Source organism: Actinoplanes sp. NPDC023936, assembly GCF_040639325.1.
Classification (GTDB): domain Bacteria; phylum Actinomycetota; class Actinomycetes; order Mycobacteriales; family Micromonosporaceae; genus Actinoplanes.
Genome location: NZ_JBEZZR010000062.1, coordinates 1 through 19,847, shown reverse-complemented (window position 1 = coordinate 19,847; position 19,847 = coordinate 1). Strand labels below are relative to the sequence as shown.

6 protein-coding genes are annotated in these 19,847 nt (G+C 67.4%); 1 reads left to right on the top strand and 5 read right to left on the bottom strand.

What is annotated here, in order from left to right; genetic code table 11:
* Positions 1 to 69: 69 nt before the first annotated feature.
* From AB0F72_RS40285 to AB0F72_RS40265, 5 genes are read right to left on the bottom strand one after another with little or no spacing between them, the layout of a single operon-like run.
* Complete coding sequence (locus AB0F72_RS40285) at positions 70 to 2,319, bottom strand: UvrD-helicase domain-containing protein (RefSeq protein ID WP_360443914.1); 2,250 nt, start codon at positions 2,317 to 2,319, stop codon at positions 70 to 72.
* Positions 2,316 to 8,795, bottom strand: a complete 6,480-nt coding sequence (locus tag AB0F72_RS40280; protein ID WP_360443911.1) for a DEAD/DEAH box helicase — start codon at positions 8,793 to 8,795, stop codon at positions 2,316 to 2,318. Before AB0F72_RS40280 ends, AB0F72_RS40285 begins: the two co-directional genes overlap by 4 nt.
* Entirely contained in the window at positions 8,792 to 13,873 is a 5,082-nt protein-coding gene (locus AB0F72_RS40275; protein ID WP_360443908.1) for a class I SAM-dependent DNA methyltransferase, read from the bottom strand. Before AB0F72_RS40275 ends, AB0F72_RS40280 begins: the two co-directional genes overlap by 4 nt.
* Positions 13,870 to 16,683 carry a DEAD/DEAH box helicase gene (locus AB0F72_RS40270; RefSeq protein WP_360443905.1) on the bottom strand — a complete coding sequence of 938 codons (2,814 nt, stop codon included), beginning with the start codon at positions 16,681 to 16,683 and terminating at the stop codon, positions 13,870 to 13,872. The genes AB0F72_RS40275 and AB0F72_RS40270 overlap by 4 nt, the downstream gene beginning before the upstream one ends.
* A gap of 44 nt (positions 16,684 to 16,727) precedes the next feature.
* The gene (locus tag AB0F72_RS40265; RefSeq protein ID WP_360443902.1) at positions 16,728 to 17,780 is read right to left on the bottom strand and encodes a serine/threonine-protein kinase; all 1,053 of its coding nucleotides are present in this window, start codon (positions 17,778 to 17,780) and stop codon (positions 16,728 to 16,730) included.
* A 391-nt stretch (positions 17,781 to 18,171) separates the two neighbouring features.
* On the opposite strand from AB0F72_RS40265, the gene AB0F72_RS40260 reads away from it, so the two are divergent.
* Positions 18,172 to 19,847 (top strand): FtsK/SpoIIIE domain-containing protein (locus AB0F72_RS40260; protein WP_360443899.1); only part of this gene is annotated, 1,676 nt, incomplete at its 3' end.

Below are 19,847 nucleotides of genomic sequence, written 5' to 3'. Positions count from 1 at the left end.
CCACCGCGCGTTCCCCCTGGCATCAACTGGTGAGCAGCCATCGAACGTATCGATGGCTGACACCACGTGTCAACGCCGTAATTCCATAGTGGAGACCTGATCTTCGGCGCTCGACGGCAGCCCTACCAGGGACGCTGGGATGAACGGGCTGCGGTTGCCATGCCAGAAGATCGCAAGGTCGTCGCGGGCGCGGGTCGCCGCGACGAACAGCCGGGAGCGGTCTCGGGCGCGTTCCTGCTGGTAGCGCTTGGCGTCGGTGTCCCGGTATCGGTCGATCGCGCGACGCGGGACGAGGCCGTCGCTGGCGCCGGCGATGATGACACGCTGGTATTCCAGGCCCTTGAACCGGTGCATGGTCCCCACGTGGACGCCGTCGGGGCGAGCCGGGCCGTCCGGGCCGATCTCCACGGCTTGGATGCCCTCGTCGGTGAGCCACTGGATCACCTCGGCGACGTACTCCCTGGTCGGGACGCAGACAGCGGCGGAACCGTCGGACGTGTTGGTCCAGGCGCGGAGTTGCCCGATGATCAGGTCGCGTTCCTGGCCCCACGTCGGAGCCCCGCGGAAGAGCGGAGGCGCGCCGTGAAGCAGGGAGCGGTAGCCGTTGAGGGTGTCGGTGCCGCCGTCCAGGTCGTCGTAGGTCTCCCCGGTGAGCAGTTGGGTCGCGACCTTCAGGATCTCCCTGGTGGTGCGGTAGCTGATGGTGAGCCGGGAGGATCTGCGGCCCCGGATGTTGATGCCGACGCTCGACAGCGCGACCTGGTTGTCGTAGAGACGCTGGTGGGTGTCTCCGACGATGAACATGTCGTCAGGGCCGATGGGGGTCATGGCGCGCAAGAGACGCCAGTGGGTGGGGCTGAGGTCCTGGGCCTCGTCCACGACGATGTGCTGGTAGCGGTAGCGCAGGGTCTGCCCGGCCGCTGAGGACTCCTCGTTGGCGGCGAGGATGCGTGCTTCCCGGTCGAGTTCGAGGCGGGCGGCACGGGCGGCGATCTGGCGCCAGGTCCAGACGCCCTCGCTGTCGAGGTGTTTGGTGAACCGTTCGGTGAGCTGCCAAATGGCGTCTCGCTGTTCCCGGGTGATGGATCTGCCGCGGCCGACACGTCGCGCGCGGAAGTATTCGTCACGGGTGGTCGCGGCCTGCCCGAGGATGACGTGTGCCCATTCGGCGTTGAGGAACTCGGCATCGAAGCGTCGCTCACCGAGTTCGAGCAGAAAGGTGTTCCATCGCTTCAGCGCCTCGGCCTCGTTGATGACGCGGCGTTTGGTGTCGGTGCCGGCCTCGTTGACGATGCGATTCGCGAGTTTGTCGATGTTCACGATGTCGACGCGGGCACTGAGGTCGGCGCCGGCCAGGTCGAGCAGCCGGGACCGGAGATCGGCGGCAAGGTTCCGGTTGAAGGTGGTCAGCAGGATCGGCTTGTCCTTGCCGGCTTTGAGGCGCCCAGCGAGGTACTTGACCCGGTGCAGGGCGACGATGGTCTTGCCGGTGCCTGGTCCGCCGCTGACCCGGGCCGATCCCGGGTAGGAGTGGTTGACGACCTTGCGCTGGGTGGGGTGCAGGAAGACCTGCCACCGGGCGAAGGATTCGGCCAGGATGGCCTGAAGCGCAGAGTCGTCTGTGGTGACCTGGGTGGCGGGGCTGTCCAAGGCGGCCACCCAGTCATCGGTGTCGACGGGCTCGTCGGCTTTGACCGGGGTGGTGACGAGGTCCAGCACCTCGTCGAAGGTCTTGCCGTCGTTCAAGGCGAGCAGGACGTCGGCTGTCAACGCGGGAACGCAGTCGGCGAAGCGCAGCAGATCGTCGTCAGTGAGCAGCCGGCGAATACTGGGAAGCAAGGGCTCTGCCACGCCAAGGTCGGTGAGTTGCTCGTCGGTGAACGAGTCGAAGAGCCCGGGAATCTTGGCGGCCTCAGGAGGCACGGCCGTCGGGTCGTCGGCGGGCAGGAGCCTGCCGACGATGCTGTTCCCGACAGCGGCGAGGTCGATGACCTCGATGCCTCCGGTGACCCGGTTGATCTGGTACGAGTACCGGTCGAGATCGTCGTAGACGTCGCTGCGGTGCCGGACCGACACCAGGAGGAAGTGTTGGGCACCGACGTTCAGCAGGATGGCGCGGTAGGCGTCGGTGACGCGTGCTGAGTACAGCCGGGAGCCCTTGAGCTGCTTGAGCCAGAAGCCGCGGGCATTCGGGTTCTGCCGGAACTTGCTCTGGAAGTTGTAGACGGCGCCGGCGTCGGCCCGGGACAGCGCCAGGATCTCCTTGTCGGCTCGATCCAGGATCTGCAGGATGACCGGGCCTCGACTGGTTGCGGTCACTCTTCTCCTTCGTTGACCAGGGTGGCGAGCTCGTCGACATCCCACTCTTTCGCCGGGCGGACATGCCATCCTTCGGCAGCGAACGCGGCGTCTCGGTCCTGCTCTTCGATCTCCGCCGCCGGGCCGTGCAGCCGCTGAACGACGGCGATCCGCAGCCTTGGCCAGGCGAAGTCAGCCTGCCAACCGGCATCGTTCAGTTCGTACCCACTGACGGGTGCCGGAACGTGTCGCTGGATCAGCCCGCGCAGCAGGCTCTCGACACCGGATTCCTCCAGGTCAGCCAATTCGACGACACGCTGCCAGGCGGAATCTGGTTCGTCGCTGGGTGAGGTTACGGCAGGCGCTGGTTCGGTGCTGCGCCCGAGCCAGGTGGCGGTCTCGTCGTCCAGCGGCGCGGGACGGTGGGCCGCGATGAGGCCGGTGCCTTCGGCCGCGTACAGCAGCGTCGGGTCGAACGTGCCAAGGATGGTCTTCGCCAGTTGGGCGGCGTCACCGTCGCCATCAGCGAGGAACTGGATGATGTTGCCCCACCAGAGCCAGGCCGCCCACCGGCGCTTGTGCCGTGGATCAGCGCTCAACGTTGCGGCACGATCGTCGATGACCGTGAAAGCCGACCAGACCGGACGGCGGGGGTCGGCTCGCTGGTCGAGGATCAACACCAGTGGGCAGCCGTTGGCGTCGTCGGCACGGGCGACGACGATTCGGCCACCGGACACGGGGGCGGGAAGCGGCTGGCCATGTACTGCCGCCGTCACCCTGGCCGTGATCCCAGTGGAGTCGCTGGAGACCCGCTGGTTGTCGGGCTGGCGAAGCAGGCCGGCCAGGGTCGCTTCGGCCCGGGAGCGCCACAGGTCCAGGTCGGGATCGCGCAGGAACTGCAGGAGTAGGTCGATCGGGTTGGCCCACACGAGGTCGTTGAGCTGCTGAGGGTCGTTACCGGTCCGCTGACGGTAGAGGTCGCGGGCTGCCTGCTGAGCCAAGCCCTGGTAGGGCGGCCACACCGCGTCGTGGCGGATCTCCGTGTTCCGCCAGGATCGGACGTCGTCCCAGGTCAGAGCAAAGACGTGCAGGTCATGAGCGCGGAGCCGGGTGCGTTTCATCGTGTCGTCGGCCAGTCGGTTCCTGCCGGGTGGCGGGCTGGCGTGGTACTGGTAGCCGTCAAGGTAGACGGCGACCTCCTGCGCGGCGGCGTCGAGGCGTTTGAAGTGCACGTCCGGGCGGGTCCCGGTGATGGTGTTCTGCAACTTCATCCGCCAGTGCACGACACGGCCGTCGGGTGCTTCCAGGCGGAGGTCGGCGAAGCGCGCGCCCTCCATGTCGGCGCGCCGGGTCAGCCGTACGCTCGGGTCCTGCTCGGCCCAGGCGATGAGCTTGTGCAGGAACTTTCGCTCCAGCTCACTTTCGACCAGCGGCGTCAACGAGATCTCGTCAGCGGGCCCCACATCGGTGGAGATCTTCCAGTCGTCGAGAAGCTGGCGCAGGATCTCCAGCGCCTCGTCCCGGCTCATCAGCGGGAACTCATCGTCACGGGCGAACCGCAGCAGGCAACGGTGGCACGCCTTGCGGCCCTCCCGATTGCACTCGCACGTCGTGATCGCCTCGACAGCGGTCTCCAGCACCTCCTTGAACTCTCCGTCGGCCGACAGGCGGTGCAGGTAGCCGGTTCCCGAGGGCTGGGTGTCGTAGACGACCAGGAACTGGCGGACGTTGTCGCTGTCGCGGTCGGCCATGGGTGCCCGGACCACACGGAGATGGTCGGGCTCACCGCCGTACTTGACGGTGATGCCGAGCATGAGCGCCGCGGCGAAGGACACGACGCGCTCGTCGACGAGCGCCGTGGCGGCGGGGATCAGGATCCGCAGTGCTTCGGTCTCCAACTCGTGCACCAGCAGCAGCGGCGTGTGTTTGGCCGTGTAGGGCGACCGGCGGTGCCGGCACCACGGTTGATGGTGTTTGGTGCCCGGGACATCACCGGTGGGCGCGGGGCCGGCACCGGAGACCGGGTCGGAGCCGGGAAGGTTTGTAGCGGTCGGTGGCGGGCCGTCTGCGGTCGTGCCGCCACAGTCCATGCAGGCGTAGAACGGATTGAGCCGCACGGTGTCGCCGGCGAAGGGGTCGGTGGCCGGGCGGTCGAAACGGGCGGCACCCAGGTTGAACTCCCGGATCTTCGCGTGCCTGGTGTAGTCGACGCCGAAGGTGACCTTGTCGTGCCGCCACGGATTCTCGACCGTCGGGATGTCCGCCGCGAAGGTGGTGGTGTAGCGGCGTTGGGTCCGTTCGTCGGTGTCATCACGGATACGGGCGTCTTCCCGGCGGTCCCGGGAGCGCACGACGGTCGGACGCAGAACGTAGTGCAGACAGCCGGCGTCCGCGATGGCAGGGGTCCTACACCGAAGGCAGGCGCTGGTGTCCGCGACGGCGTTGCTGGTACGCACATATCCGCAGGACGGGCAGATCCGCCACCGCTCGTACAGGGGCCGGTCCGGGCGTCCGATCTCCAGACCGTCGATGGTGTGCCGGTATCCGCGCACGTAGTAGGTGTTGCCCGGGGCCAGCTCGACCAGCGCGGTACGTGCGGGCCGCGAGTATTCACGCAACTCACCGCCGAATCGGCGGTCGCCGTCCTCGGTCGAGTTCTCCCAGGTGAGGGTGGCGTCGAGCAGTGTCCTGGAGTCGATCAACGAGTAGTTGGGCAGCAACCCGAACTCGACCATCGTGGAGTGCGCGCTGGCACCGCCGATCTCACCGAGCCGGTCACCGACCGCTTTGCGTTCGGCCCTGAGCCCTCGCAACTCCCGAGCCTGGGACGGATCCGACGCGATGAGGCCGCCCATCGCGGCGTTGATGGCATCCTTGCGCCGGCGCAGACCGGCGATCCGTTCCTCCCAACTCACCACGAACTCGGCGATCGCCGCGGCGATCCCGTCGGTGGCAAACGACTTCAGCTCGCTGGCCGCTCCTTCGCTCACACCTCCGGCGAAGAGGTCCAGAAAGTCGGCGACCAATCGATCGCCTTCGGCGATCGCGGTGTTCACCAGGTCGTTGAGCCAGCCGGTGTCACCGAACAGCACAGAGGCGTGTCGCGGCATCGGAGCGACATCCGTCAACCGGTCTCGGGCGGCAAGATCGATCAGGTACGCCAGGTACTGGCGGCGCAGGAGGGCGATGGCGGACAGATAGCAGCCAGGTGGTCGGATCTGGCCGGCGATCATGTCGCGTGGCTCGTTCAGGTAGTACCGGTCGCGTTCGCGCCGGCCCACAAAGGTGAGCACCAGTGAGTTACCGCTGGTGCGCCCGGCTCGGCCGGCCCGCTGCACGTAGTTGGCCGGCCCGCGGGGCAGCGAACCGAGAATCACGGCAGACAGGTCACCGATGTTGATGCCCAGTTCCAAGGTCGGCGTACACGCGAGGACGTTCGGATCGGTGTACCGCTGCTTCTCTCGCCGGAACGCCGCCTCGACTCCCTCACGCTGGGCGCGGGTGAGCATGCCGGTGTGCTCGGCGGTCACCACCCGGAAGACGCCGCCGCCGAGGTAGAGGCGCCGGTAGTAGTCACCGGCGGCATTCTCGTCCCGCGCCGCGACGAACCGTCCGACACACCGGTACCGCAGGCACCGCTGACCGACCCAGTCGGAGACCCGGGCGGGCGGTACGGTCTGCTCCCACGCACACGAGTCGCAGCGCACCCCGGCGTCGGCGGCCTCGGCATCGCTGAGCCGGACCAGGTTGATGTGCCCCGGCTGCAAACCGTAGACGACCGTCGAGCCGTCGACGATCGTCCGCGATGCCAGCACCCCTTCCCGGGCCAAGACCGCCAGGAGTTGCTGCAGGTAACGGTTGGCCTCCGCGCGGGACAGGCGCAGGCAGCGCATCACCCAGTCCTCGTACCAGTTGTTCGCCGCGGAGAGCACGTCGAACTCACTGTTGCGGCCCTTCGGCGCGGTCATCGCGAACGCCGGCGCCGACTTGCCGTGCGGGAAGGCCGGCATCCCGTCCGGGCGACCGCCCCACACCTGCCAGCGGCGACCGCCCTGGTGCACGAACGGCTCCAGCCAGGTGTGCCGGACGCCGCCCCGAATCCGCAGCCGTTCCAGCAAGCCACGAACCATCGTGGCGAGCACCGCGTCGTCGGGCAGCGAATCCAGCGTGAGTTGTGAACCGCCCAGCAGAACGTCCCGGCATAGACCCACGACCTTGGGCAGATCGTCGATCACTACCTCGACCGCGGCGGTACGGGTCAGCTCCAGAGTCCGGCCCTGACGGGAACGCAGCCCGACGTCCATGATCGTGGCGAATGCCAGCCGTTCCCCGATCAGCCGCCAGGTGTCCCGGTCGGCCATGCCACCGGAGAGCAGCGCATCGACTCCCGGGTCGTCGTGAAGATCGGGCGGAACGACCGCAGCCAACGTCGCCGGGTCGCTGGCGGCCTGGATCACGTCGGCAATGACGTCGTTGAGGCGTGTCGGAACACCGGATGTCAACTGGTTGACCAGCAACGCCCGGAGCGAGAAGTTGTACGACCGGTTCGCGACGAAGCCAGCTCGGTGCGCGGCGTCCTGCACCGAGTCGTTGAACAGCAGCGTCTTGCGCTCGTTGTCGACGAGTTCGCCGCCGGTGAACAGCTGAGTCACGGCGACCGAGGCAAGACTGGCCAGGCCGGCACCGAGGAACCGGATACCGTCGTCGAGCCCACACGCCGGGCACCTGTCGGTCTCGGCATCCCGGTCCCGGTACAGGTCACCGAGAACCACCACGCCGCCGTCGGGCACGCCAGCCCGGTCGGCCCCCGGATTGAACGGGCGAATCCGAACGCCTGACGCTTCGAGGACAAGGAGCCCTTCGCCGGACCCGCCCTGAATCTCCTCGCCGGTCGCGGCGATCAACGCGCGGACCCGGCGCTTGTCCCGTCCGACGCTGGCCCGGTAGATCTTCTCCGGCTCGCCGATCAACTCCTCGGGATCGCGCTCCGGTGAGATCGCCGACCAGCCCGACCGGCCGCAGTGCCGACAGTAGATCGCGGGCAACAGCGAGTACCGCCGGTCCGCGACCACCGAGTCGGCGTCGGAGGTCTCGGTCTCGGCACCTCGTGGGAGTTCACCGGACCAGCCGAACGCGGGCCTCGTCGCGACCGCCCTCAGCAGCCGGGACACCACACGGACCCACATGTGCGTCTCGACCGCCAGCAGCGGAAGGTCAGGCGCCTCGGGCCGCCGCGCCATCGACAGCAACGCCACGAAACGGGCCAGCGCGGTCGCCGCTACCTCCGGCTCCACCCGGAACGCTCGACCCCACGAGTACGCGCCTTCCCGCGGCACCAGCTCCAGGATCTCCGCGAACGTCTGCGGCCGGTCGCCCAGCACACGCAGCACCGCCTGAGTCAGGATGTGTTTCCGCAGACCCGCACCGAGTTTGACCGGCGTCAGATCGTCGTTTCCGAGCACCGCCTGCGCGATCGCTCGCATCGCCGTCGGATCCCGCGACGGGTCGGGGAAGGCTGCGAGCTCAGCCGGTTCCGGGAGCGGAAATCCGAAATCAATCTCTTTCAGTACGTCGTCCGCAGCGGCCCGGGACTCCCCGATCACCGCGTTCTCGTCGAACTCGGTGCCGAAGACCTGCGCGGCAACCTCCCGCAGTTTTCCGGTCGTGTCGCCCGGCCCACCGTTTCCCAGCGTCGCCGATGTGGCGACCGGGCAGATATCACCCAGCGGCTGCCCTGGTCGAGCCTGACCGGTCACCGCAGCCAGCCGCCGCAGCAGCATGGCGACGTCGGTGCCCTGGGCGCCGTCATAGGTGTGGAACTCGTCGAGCACCACGAACGCCAGGTTGGCGTCCTCCCACAACTTCTTGTCCTCGGAGCGCTGCAGGAGCAGGTCGAGCATCTTGTAGTTCGTGATGAGGATGTCGGGCGGGTTGTCGCGGATCTCGTACCTGCTGGTCATGACCGGCGCCTGGGACATCTCGGCGACATCGCCGATGTATAGCCCAGCGGTCACCGCGGCCAACGCGGGCTCCTCGGCGAGGAGTTCCTTCAATCGCAAGGTCTGGTCGGTGGCGAGGGCGTTCATGGGGTAGAGCAGGACGGCTTTCACCCCGGCCTGCCCGTCCTGCCGGGCTCGCCGACAGTGGTCCAGGATCGGGTACAGGAACGACTCGGTCTTGCCTGACCCGGTCCCGGTGGTGACCAGCGTGGGGCGCGCCGGGCCGGTGACGGTGCTCAGCCGACCGAACGCCTTGGCCTGGTGATCGTAGGGGGAGAAGTCTGCTGGCAACCAGGTGAGCGGTGACCGCCACCTCTTGCTGACCTTCCGGAACGGCATCCGCACCCGCAAGTACGGGCCGCGGAAGATGCCCTGCTCGGGGTGGTTGAGGAACCCGGCAAGTGCCTCCCGAACCCCGGTGTCCGCGAGCGCGAACGTGGTGGTCAGGTACTGCGTCAGCGTGTGCCGGAGACTTTCCGCAGCCAGCGTCGGCCTCACGGCCGCCACCCCGCTTCCTTCGCCGCCTCCAGCCGAGCGGTGAACACCGCATGCGCCTGCCGCATCTCCTTCGGCCGGTCCGCCTTGAAGAACGGCGCCGAGTACCCCTCCGGCGGAGACGCTCGGTCCGGCTCCTCCAGGTGCGCCATCAGCTGCACGAAGTGCTCCTTGGTCTGCCCGGTCCCGTACTGGTTGAAGTTCGCGGCGAGCTTTCGACCGTTCGCGTCGAACCACATCTCGGCCTCGTAGTCGACCAACTGCGGGAACCTCGACAGGTAGATCGCGACAAGTTCCTCGGCCCCGATGCCTAACCATGTTGCTACCAAGGCATCGATCTCCACCAGCGCGGCACGCCGCTCCCGCTCAGTTCGCAACGGCGTGGCCGGCGTCCACGACGGACCGACATCGTTCAACCCCGGTAGCCCTTGCCAGTCAGCAGCCCATACTTCGTCCCTCAGCCAGTTTTCGTCAAATAGGGTTCTCCACAGGTCTGCATAGGCATCGACCAGGCAGTTGAGGCGCAACGTGCGAAGCACAAGCGACGAGGCGAGAGGATGGTCCTCTGATGGCGCAGGCATCGCGCGGGCCTCGGCGATCCGTAGATCCGCCCGGCCTGTAATCCGCAACAGATAGTCGAGCGGCAGAGAAGCCCAGAATCCCGCGACCAACGCAGTGCTTACCTCGGAAATCGTTGCGAGCGAATGCACCGCATCGATATGCGCAGGTCCCGGTGGAGCCAGGGCGGCGAACAGCGAACGCTCGGTGCTGAACGGAATGCGGCGACGCCATACCAACCTGAAAAAGTCGGTGTACGGACGACCCGCGATCTGCCGGAGGTACGCGTCGACCTGTTCCGCGCTGGGCGCAGACCCGGAGAGCGAGAGCAGATCCGCACGAGCCGCCTCTACAGCCGCCGCGGAGTCCCACAGGTCTTGGAGGCGGCCATGGTCGGGCCAATGATCCTGTGCCGCGATGTAACGCCCCTGTTCGCAAGCGCGTTCGTAGTCCGTGCTTGCAACCGCGTCGGCCGGGAGAGAGACAAGGTCGATGGCCTTGTCGGTGTGGAGCGTGTGCGGCGGCTGCTTCGCCATCGGCGTCGCAACGGCGAACTGTGGACCCCGCAGGACGACGTCATGCCAGGCACCTGGCTCGGCGAAGCGCGCGCGGATGAGACCGGCCGTCTTGGCACCGGACTCGTGGAAGCCTGGCGAGATGGACGGGCTCAATGAGGAAAGGCGCCGACCCCACGCTGCCAGGGCCGCGATAGCGGTCTGTTCCACCGTGGTCACTGGGTACAGGAGCTTGGTCTCCTCCAGCGGCACGTCGGCGTCTCCGGCGATCCCACGCCAGACGGACAACACGTCGGCATCGACACGGACAAGCCGTGACCGGTGCGGCCGTAGATCCCAGTAGCCGTTGTACTTCATCACCGGGGCATCGCCGGAGCCGTCGTGGTCGATCGAGCCGGCGAGTGTTGTGGGGTCGAAGAGCCAGCAGGCGTGGTCGAATCCGATGGTCTTCGGCGGTCCGTAGATGTTGACCGAGAAGGGCCGGTTCCAGTCGATGTCGGGGAAGATGAGACGCCGGTTCTGAAAATGGGCGTGCAGCCGGAGATGGGTATAGGTGGCTGCTCGCAGCCTCCCGTCATGAGAGCCGACCAGGTGCCCGTCCTGATGGATAAGACTGACGACTCCGGTCGGGCTCAGGTTGTCCCAGGTCCGGCACATGAAGGCTTTGTAGAGGTCGGGCTGGGTTCCGGCGAGCAGCGGATAAGTCGGGGTGGTGCCGAGAAACGCGACCATGCCGGCGTTCACGGCGAGCTCGTTGACGAACTCGCGTCGCTGTCGCTCGTCGTCGAGGTGGGCTTCCTTGCGATCGCGCCAAGTGTCGGCGGGCGGGGCGTCTTCGAGTTTGAACCAGGGATCACGCTCGGCCATGACGCCGCCCTCGTCCCAACGCGGACGAACCCAGGGCGGGTTGCCGACCTGAAGATCGAACCCGCCTTTGGCGAAGACCTGGGCGAACTGCAGCTCCCAGTGGAAGAAGCCCTGCCGGGCGGCGATCTCCTCGGCGACGCGCGCCCAGGGGAACCGCTCGGCGATCCGCGTAGGCGTATCCATCCCGGTCCACCGGAGGAGTTCGTCCTCGTACTCCTCAAGGGTTTCGAGGTCATGGAAGGTGGCGACGAACGAGTCCTCCGGGACGTCGTGGGTGCCGAGCAGGGCTTCGCAGAAGTCGAGCCAGTCGTCAAGGCGCGCGAGGGGCACCTTGCGGGCGAGCCGGAGCGTGATCCGCTCCTCGCTGAGCTTCAGCTTCTTCGGCTTGCTGGGAGAAGGCAGAGTGAGCTGCTCGGGGAGGCCAAGGTCGGCGAGGCCGAACAGGGCGCCATCCGCCCACACATCGACGAGGGGCTCCTCTTCAGGGACTAGCTTCTCTTCGATCCGGGATACGGATGTCGCGGACTGCCCGTATTCAGGGGCGGTGCCGTCGAGGAGATCCGCGTGTTCCAGGGGCCAGAACCAAAGGGCACACCAGGCGTCCATCAGGGTCTTGAGCCGCCAGTACGGCGCGCCGATGGCTTCGAGAGCCGCGAGGATCTCCTCGCGAGGTGCCGAGTCGTCCGCGTCCGGAAGCCCGGTGGCACCCCAGACGTCGATGTGACGGCGGATCTTGTCCTCAGACAGTTTGATTCGCTGACGGACCAGGTCCCAGAACATCTCGACTCGGCCAGCAAGTCCTTCCAAGCGCCGGGCATAGGCTGCCGATCTCTTGGTGTCCGGGTGCAGGATGCCCTTACGCCAGTCACGAAGCCGCGCGGCGTTTTCTGTGGCCCAGGTGCGGGCCTCCTTCTCCTTGGCCACGGTTCCCCAGCCGTCGGCCGGGAGGAGGAAGTGGTGGATCTCCCCACCGGGCAGCTCGCCGTCACGCAGTGGTCGTTCCTGCGGTGCGGCGCTCAGCCAAGCACGCTTGACCAGGGCCTTCTTCGGGTACGTACGCCGGCCAGCACCGATGAGTGAGTTGCCGTGACGCAGGTGGAGGCCGAACCACGGTGCGCGGAGGCCGGCGTGCATGACGTTGAGCCAGATCGACACCTCGGCCAGTTCGACCGCCATCTCGTTGAGGTCGACGCCGTAGCAGTTGTGCAGCGCGATATACGCCTTCACCTTCTGCAACTCAGTGGCGTACTGCTCCGGGTCAAGGCTCTGCTCTGCCCGTTCCTGAGCCCGCCGCAGGTACTCAGCGGCGACCTGGTTGATCGCCTCGTTGAGGAACGCGCCGGAGCCGAGGGCCGGTTCGCAGATCGTCCAGGTGAGTATGTCCTCGGGGCGTTGTGGCGGGTTCTCCTCGATGAGCTGCTTGAGCGCCAGCTTCACCGTGACCTCGGTCAACGACGGCGGCGTGTAGTAGGAGGCGCTGGTCTGCCGGTCACGGCCGGCGAGCCGGTAGACGAAGTTGCCGACCGGGTAGTACACGCGGTCGCGGCGGCCGTCCTCGTCGACGCGGGTGACGAAGACTTCGTCGGGGAACGCGTGGACGGTCGAGGCACGGATCATCCAGCTGCCGTCGCTGGCGTCGCCGCCCTTGGCGACCTCGTACAGGTCTTCGTCCGCGATGAAGCCGGTGTAGGACATCAGTCCCTCGTAGACGGCGCCGAGGTGGCTGATGCCGAGTTGGGCGTACGAGATGAAGCCGCCGCGCTCCTTCTTGTTGCCGCGGGTGAGCATGAGCAGGCGAAGGACGGTGTGCAGGGCGGCGTTGCGGAGCCTCGTGTCGATCGTCCGCGCGCCCGGCTCGTCCGGATCGTCGTCGGGATGGGTGAACGCCTCCGGCCCGATGTGCTTGATCGCGCCGTCCAGGAAGAGGTTGGAGCGCAGCGGCTCGAACCGGATGCTCTCGCCTTCGCTCGTCGCGTCGGCGACCTCGGCGGTGCCCCGTTCCCGGTAACCGTTGTTGACCTTGTGGAACAGCAGGTCGAGTGACTCGTACAGATGGAAGCCGTTCGCGGCGGCCTCGCCGACCAGCGGCCGGGTGACCAGGTCGCCGAGCCGGGCGAGGCTGTAGCCCTCCACGTACTCGGGATAGTCGACCGGCAGCACGCCGAGGTCGGGCCGGGCTTCGGCGTAGAGCAGGAACAGGATGCGGTAGAGGTAGCGCAGGGCCTCCCGGGCGAGGGACCGGCCGAGTTCGGCGGGCTCCATGAGTTGCTCGGGGCGAACACCGGCCTGGGCGATTCGCGCCAGGACCTCGTTCGCGATGTGCTCGACGGACAGCCTGATGCCTTCGCGCAGTTCGGAGGAGACACCGACGGCATTCTGGCGGGAGCCAGCGACGAGACCGGCGAGCGGTTCGGCGCCGCCCTCCGGTGGGGGCCGAAGGGCGTCGGCGCTGAACAGCGCTGCGATGACGTCGAGTTCACCGCCGTTCCGGGTGTCATTGCGGGCGTACGCGGAGTCCAGCGCCACAGCCAGATATCGGCGTTCGCCCCAGGTGAGCCGGTCGGTGAGGGCCAGGACGCCACCGCACAGGATCAGCACGTACCGGGGCGGGTTGTATTCTGCCCCGAACAACCAGCCGGCGAGCGCAAACCCGCTCCCGATGCGTTCCCGCCGGTCCAGATCGAATGGGTAACGGAGACGGCCGCCGTCTTCGTCGGGGTCAACGACCTCATCCGGGTCCGTGGCCCAGCCACACTCGATGACCACGATTCCGGGTTCGGCGTGCGCGACGTGAACCTGGTACTCGTGATTGGCACGTTCGACGGTGATCGACACCGGTTCGCGATGTGTCGTGCCCGGTTTCAGATAGCCGAGACGGGTGAGGATGGTGGTGTGCAGGTCGTGCAGGACGGTGCGGCGTTTCTCCGCGTCGCCGAGGTCGGCCAGGTCGGTCTTGGTGTCGAGGTAATCGCGGCGCAGCGCCCGGATACCGACCCGAGGGGTCGGCCGGCCGTCGCTCTCCTCCTTCGCCCATCTGGCGAGCAGTCCCTCGTCCTTCTTCTTCAGGTCGCGCGGGAGGACCTCGGCGAGGTAGTACGCGGACAGGTATTCGCCGCGGTTGGCGATCGCGTCGAACGTCATCGTCCCTGTTCCCCTCCGTCGGTCGGGGCTACGAGAACGGCCAGCAACCGCAGTAGCGGCTCCCCGTCGGTCGCCAACCGTCCGATCAGCTCCTCCTGCTCAGCCACGATTGACTCGACCGCACGCTTGCGGCGGGTCTTCTGGCCCGCACTCGCCTGGTCGTCGTCGAACAGACTGCCCTGCACCCACCGTTGAAGTTGACGGCGATAGTCGCGAATCGGCTTCTCCGCGATCTCATCCCAACGCTGCCGCTTCTCGGCCAGGCGGTCCCGCGCGGCGGCGATCGCGGCCGGCACCTCTTTCTGAAGTTCCTCCAGGTCGAGCGGCGCCAGTGGGTTGGTCATGTTCGGGCCCACACGGCCCAAGTCCAGTGCCTCGGACAGGGTCTGGATCTTGGCCGTTCCGGGGAGGCCGCTCACTGCCATCCATTCGACGACGGTCGGCTGACCTAGCCGGTTGCAGTAGACCCCCTGGACCAAGTACGTCGGCTCCTGCACGTCCGCGATCAGCACCGGGGCCTGCTGGCGGCCGAGCCGGAGTAGGACCTTGTCGACCAGCCAATCGACCATCGGGTGCACGTCGCTGACGAAGGTGACGTCCGGCCATGCGGTCTTGCTGAGCCGCCGTGCCTGCGCCAGTTTCGCCTGGGCGAGGTGCCGGTCGAATGTGACCCGCAGTCGGAGCCCTCGCTCGGTGCGCTGTGCCGCGAGGTAGGAGCGCGGGAGGTCGGACAGTCGGGATGTGAGATCCGGCGGGACGTCGAAACTGAGCAGACCCGGTTCGCGATGCAAGCCGATAGAATCCTCGGCTGCGTCGAAGACCTCGGCCAACGCCTGGTCGACGAAAGCCTCGGTGCTCTCGAACAGTGTCGGGATGCTCGCCTTGGGCGGTGTTGGACTGGTCGGAGTCTCCCCCACGCCGCCCAGCAGGTCGGCCAGTACATCCCGTTCCTCGACCGCTTCCAGCGACTGTTCGACGGTCTTGCCCGCCAGCAGGTCCTGGACGAGGCGGCGTTCCTCCCGTTCCGGAAGGTACTCGCCGGTGACCGCTTCGGCGGTGCCGAGGCTCCGGTGCGCTGCTTCCTCTCGCTTGAGGAGGTGTTCGGCAACTGACCGGTCGTCGAGCGCGTCCTTCGTCGCAGAGGTGAGGATCAGCGCGTCGAACTTCGGCTTGTGCCGCTGCCCGTACCGGTCGATTCGGCCGTTACGCTGCTCGATCCGGATCAGGCTCCACGGCAGGTCGTAGTGGACCAGGTGATGACACTGGGTGTGAAGGTTGACGCCCTCAGAGGCGATGTCGCCTGTGAGCAGGAGCCGGACGTCGCTGCCGGCGAGGGAGAACTCCTCGACGATCTGTTGCTGTTCGGTGTCCGTCCGCCCACCGTGCATGACGCGGATCGCGGCCTTGGTCAGCCCGAGGCGGGCGGGAAGGGCCGTGGCGAGCCATTCGAGGGTCGACACCCGCTCGGAGAACACCACAACTCGCGTGCTGCTCTTCGCCCCGACGCCGATGTCGGTCAGCCGGGCGACCAGGGCCGACAACTTCGCCGAGTCATCGTCGGACATGGCGCCGGTCAGCTTTTGCAGGCGGGTCAGCGCGTCACGCTCGACGGGATCGGTGCAGCTCGACGAGCTGAGCCGGTTACCCACAGTGTCAGCCAGCGCGCGGTGCGAGGACAGGAATGCCTTGACCATCGTGTATGGCAGCAGACGCCGACCCGCGCCGGTGCTGACGCCGTCCTTGGCCAGCCAGGTCGTCGTCAGCTCCTGGAAGACGGCCTCCTCCGCCGGTGTGGCCTCGCAATGCGTCGGCACCGAGGGGCCTCGGTCTGCCCACTGTTCGCCGATCTGGTCGCGTACCTCCGGACTGATCTTGGTGCGGCGCAGGTAGACATGGGCGATGTCCGCGGCCGTGTAGTTGTCCCGGTCGGCGATCGCGGCCGGGTCGAGCAGTCTGATGAGGTCGGCGAAGGACCGTTTGTCGCCGTTGTGCGGTGTCGCGCTCGCCAGAAGCAGAGCGTCACTGCGGGAGGCGAGTAGCCGGGCCAGCCGGTTACGCAGGCTGGTTCCGCCGATCAGGTTGTGCGACTCGTCGATGACGACCGCGTCCCACCAGACGTTCTTCAGGTGGTGCTCGTACTCGGCGACCCGCTTCAACGTGTCGATCGAGATGATGATCCGCCGGAAGTAGGTGAACGGGTTCCGGCCAGCCGGGATCTCGCGCTGGATGCGCTCCAGGCCGCTGGAGTCGAGGCGCACCAACGGGATCGAGAACCGGGTCCACATCTCCCGCTGGAACTGGTCGAGGATGTGTTGCGGGGTGACCACGAGCATCCGGTCGCCTCGTCCACGGCGTACCAACTCAGCGAGGATCATGCCGATCTCCAGCGTCTTGCCCAGTCCGACTACGTCGGCGAGCAGCATCCGCGGGCGCAATGACGAAAGCGCGAGTTCGGCCGGCCGCTGCTGGTAGACCAGTGGATCGGCGACGAAACCGCCCGACAACGCCAGCCCACGCTCCGAGCGCGGCAGCGGGGTCCGGCGCAGCACCGCCTCCAAGAAGAGACGACTGCGCCGGAACCTCGGCGAGTTATCGGTCACCAGCAGGGTGTCCTCGGGCCGGAGCACTTCGACCGTGTCGATCTCCGTGAAGAACGTGGCCGGCATGTCCCGCACGTACTCGGAGACTCCGATCGCCTCGATCTTCGTACCGTCATGGTCCGTGGGGACTGCGCGCTTGACCAGCCACTCCTCGTCGCGGACGAGAATCCGCGCTCCTGGCGGAAATGGTGACCGGGGTTCCGTGCTCATGTGTCTCGCATCCGTGATCGCTTGTGGCTGTCCGTCCGAACTCGTCAGAAAGCCGCGTCCCGGGCGTATGCGGCCCGGAGCTCGTCGGCGAGCCAGCTCACGTCCGCCTCAGTTGGTTTGGACTTCGGCGGCTCGGGAGTCGGGTCCGGTCGGTCTCCGGCATCTTCCGGGTCCGCGCGCGGATCCGACAACTCTGGCGGCACCACGATCGGTGGAGGCGCGTCGAACGTCGCCTTGATCAGGCGTCGGCGGATGGCCGACACGGCCTGCCCACTGGCCTTGGCCAGGGCAATGAGCTGGTCGTGCACCACCTTCACACCAGGCCGGGCCGTCGGCTCGTGGGCGAGCATCAGACCGAGGAGCGGCACCAGCTCCGGCGGCGCGCCGGTCAGATCGGGCTGGATCACAGGGTCGCTGATGCGATGGGCCATCACAATGCCAGCCGGCCCCGGATACAGCAGGCGGCCGGTGACCGCGTAGGCGAGCGTCGCACCCAGTGCGTACACATCTGTGGACGCGTCCAGGTCGTTGTCGGCTCGTACCTGCTCGGGTGACATGTACGCCAGGGTGCCGATCCAGTGACCAGGTTCGGTCACCTGGTGGTCGGGGCCCAGGAGCACCTTCGCCAGCCCGAAGTCGATGACCTTGGGCCCGTCCTTACCAAGCAGGATGTTCTGCGGTTTGAGGTCCCGGTGCAGGACGCCGGCCTCGTGAATCTTGCCCAGGCCGTCGGCCAGTTGGGCGCCAAGCATGGCGGCCAGGGTGACATCCAACGTTCCTGAGCGCTCCACATGCCGCTTGAGCGTCGGTCCCTCGATGTACTCCACCGCCAGCCAGGGTGGCTCGTCATCCAGACCGGCACCCTCGAATCGCGCGACCCGGGCGCCGTACACAGTCTTGAGGTTGACGACCTCCAGGGCGAAGCGCTCCCGGAAGTCCGCATCGTCGAGCAGCACACTCTTGATGACCTTGACGGCCACCCGGTCTGCCGTCGGTGAGACGCCGAGAAAGACCTGTCCCATGCCGCCGGCTCCCAGCCGACCCACGATCTTGTAGGGGCCGACCTGCTGCGGATCCTCAGCTAGCAAAGCTTCCATGCCACCGCCCCGCGTCCGCACTCATGGGAGGTCGAAACGTATCATGTCCCGTCACAGAACGTCACTGCGGCTTCCGGCGGGAAGAGTGCTATCCGTCGTAACGGCGATGTTTTCGACGGTAAGGGGCGTCTATTTCGTTGCACTTCTAACACCGGTGCCGCCGCTGCGCACCGGCATCACGGAGAGTTGTGGAGCCTGCGGCGCTTCCCCCGTTCAGGTATGGCTCGCGTAGAACCCGGCAGAAGGCGCTGACGGCGACGCCGACGAATCGCTCATCTGGGCTGAATACGCTTTAGCGGCACCGATAAATTGCCCGCGTTAGCGACTGATGATCACACATTGACACAGAGGCATGACACCGCGTGCAGGTGTCCGATAGGGTGACGCCCGATTGATACCGCATCGCCACGGGAGGGCCGCGGTGGGTACTATCGCGCAGTTTCTTGGGCGCGCGGTGGACTTGCATCGACAGGCCACGTCGTTGCTTCTTGATGCCGAGGCAGCGGTCAGCGCACTGGAGGATGACCAGTTCGCCGGGGCGACAGCCGACGATGAGCTGCGACGGTTGGTAGCTCAGCTACAGGCAGTCGCGCAGGTTGGCCTGCCAGGCTGGCTCGGCCTGCCAGTCGACGGATCGATTATTGGCCGTCCGCTGGGCCGTGATGCGCGGGCAGGTGGCCCGCTGTTGCTGCGAGTTGGTGATGCGGAGCCGATCCGCGGCAGCGTGTTCTGGGCGGCAGCCCCGTTCGTCGGCGCCGGCCATCTGGCGATCGACACCGATGCCCGAGACCGGTCCGTGGCGGCATGGCTGCGAGGTGTCCTCGTGCGCACGATCGCGGCGTTGCCGGAGGGCAGCGTGCGGGTGCTGCCGGTGGACGGGGCGATGCTCGGCTCAGCGTTCACTGCGTTCCGGCCGCTCATCGATGCCGAGGTGTGGGCCGCCCCGGTAACGACGCTCGCCGGGCTCCGGACGGCTCTTGACGAGGCAGAGCAGCAGATCACCGCGGTACAAGCTGGTGATCTGCCGGCACCGCCGGTGCTGCTGATCGCCGTCGCCGCCCTGCCGTCGGGGCATGGGCGTGCCGAGTGGGCGCGGCTGGCAGCCATCGCCCATGCCGGCCCGGCCTCGCGGGTGCACCTGCTGCTGGCGGGCTGGCCGCCCGCGCTGATGCACGGCGACGGGCCACCACGGCTGGACCACACCACGACGTTGAGTACGGCCGGGGACGGCTGGTGGACGATGTCGGAGCCGCCAGGCCCGTACCGGTTGTCGGTCGACGGCAGCGGCCTCGCCGCACCTGTCCGGCTTGATCCTGGTGCCAGTGAGGACGTGGCGGCCGAGGTCAGCCGCCGGATGGCGGCGACCGCGGCGGTGGCCCGGCGCACCGACTTCGCCTCACTGATGCCGGACCGGATCTGGCAGGAGTCCTCCGCGACCGGGGTGCGGGCAGTGGTCGGCCGGGACGGGCGGATCCCGTACGACCTCGTTTTGGATGACGCGACACCGCACATGCTGCTCGCCGGCAGGTCCGGTGCGGGCAAGACAAACCTGTTGCTGATCCTGCTGTACGCACTCGCGTCGCGATACTCCCCGGACGAGCTGGGTCTGTACCTGCTCGACTTCAAGGAGGGCGTGTCGTTCGTCGAATTCACGCCCACCCTGAAGGACCCGTCCTGGATCCCGCACGCCCGTACGGTCGGCATCGAGTCCGACCGCGAGTACGGGCTCGCGGTCCTGCAGGCATTGGCTCGGGAGATGAATCGCCGCGCCGCCGCGCTCAAGGGCGCCGGGGTGACCAAGCTGGCCGACCTGCGTGCCAGCTCCGATGTGGCGCTGCCTCGGCTGGTGGTCGTGATCGATGAGTTCCAGGTGCTGTTCGGCGCCAACGACACCCTCGCCCGCGACGCCGTCGCGGCACTGGAGGACCTTGCTCGCAAGGGCCGCTCCTACGGCATCCACCTCATCCTCGCTTCGCAGACCCTGGCCGGGATCGAGGCGCTGTACACGAAGAAGGACTCGATCTTCGGGCAGTTCCCGCTGCGGATCGCGCTACCCGGCGGCTCCGG

What these genes read in the sequence shown, in the direction of transcription:
- AB0F72_RS40275 (WP_360443908.1), bottom strand. Translation starts at nt 13,873, where the DNA reads ATGACGTTCGACGCGATCGCCAACCGCGGCGAATACCTGTCCGCGTAC.
- AB0F72_RS40270 (WP_360443905.1), bottom strand. Translation starts at nt 16,683, where the DNA reads ATGAGCACGGAACCCCGGTCACCATTTCCGCCAGGAGCGCGGATTCTC.
- AB0F72_RS40265 (WP_360443902.1), bottom strand. Translation starts at nt 17,780, where the DNA reads ATGGAAGCTTTGCTAGCTGAGGATCCGCAGCAGGTCGGCCCCTACAAG.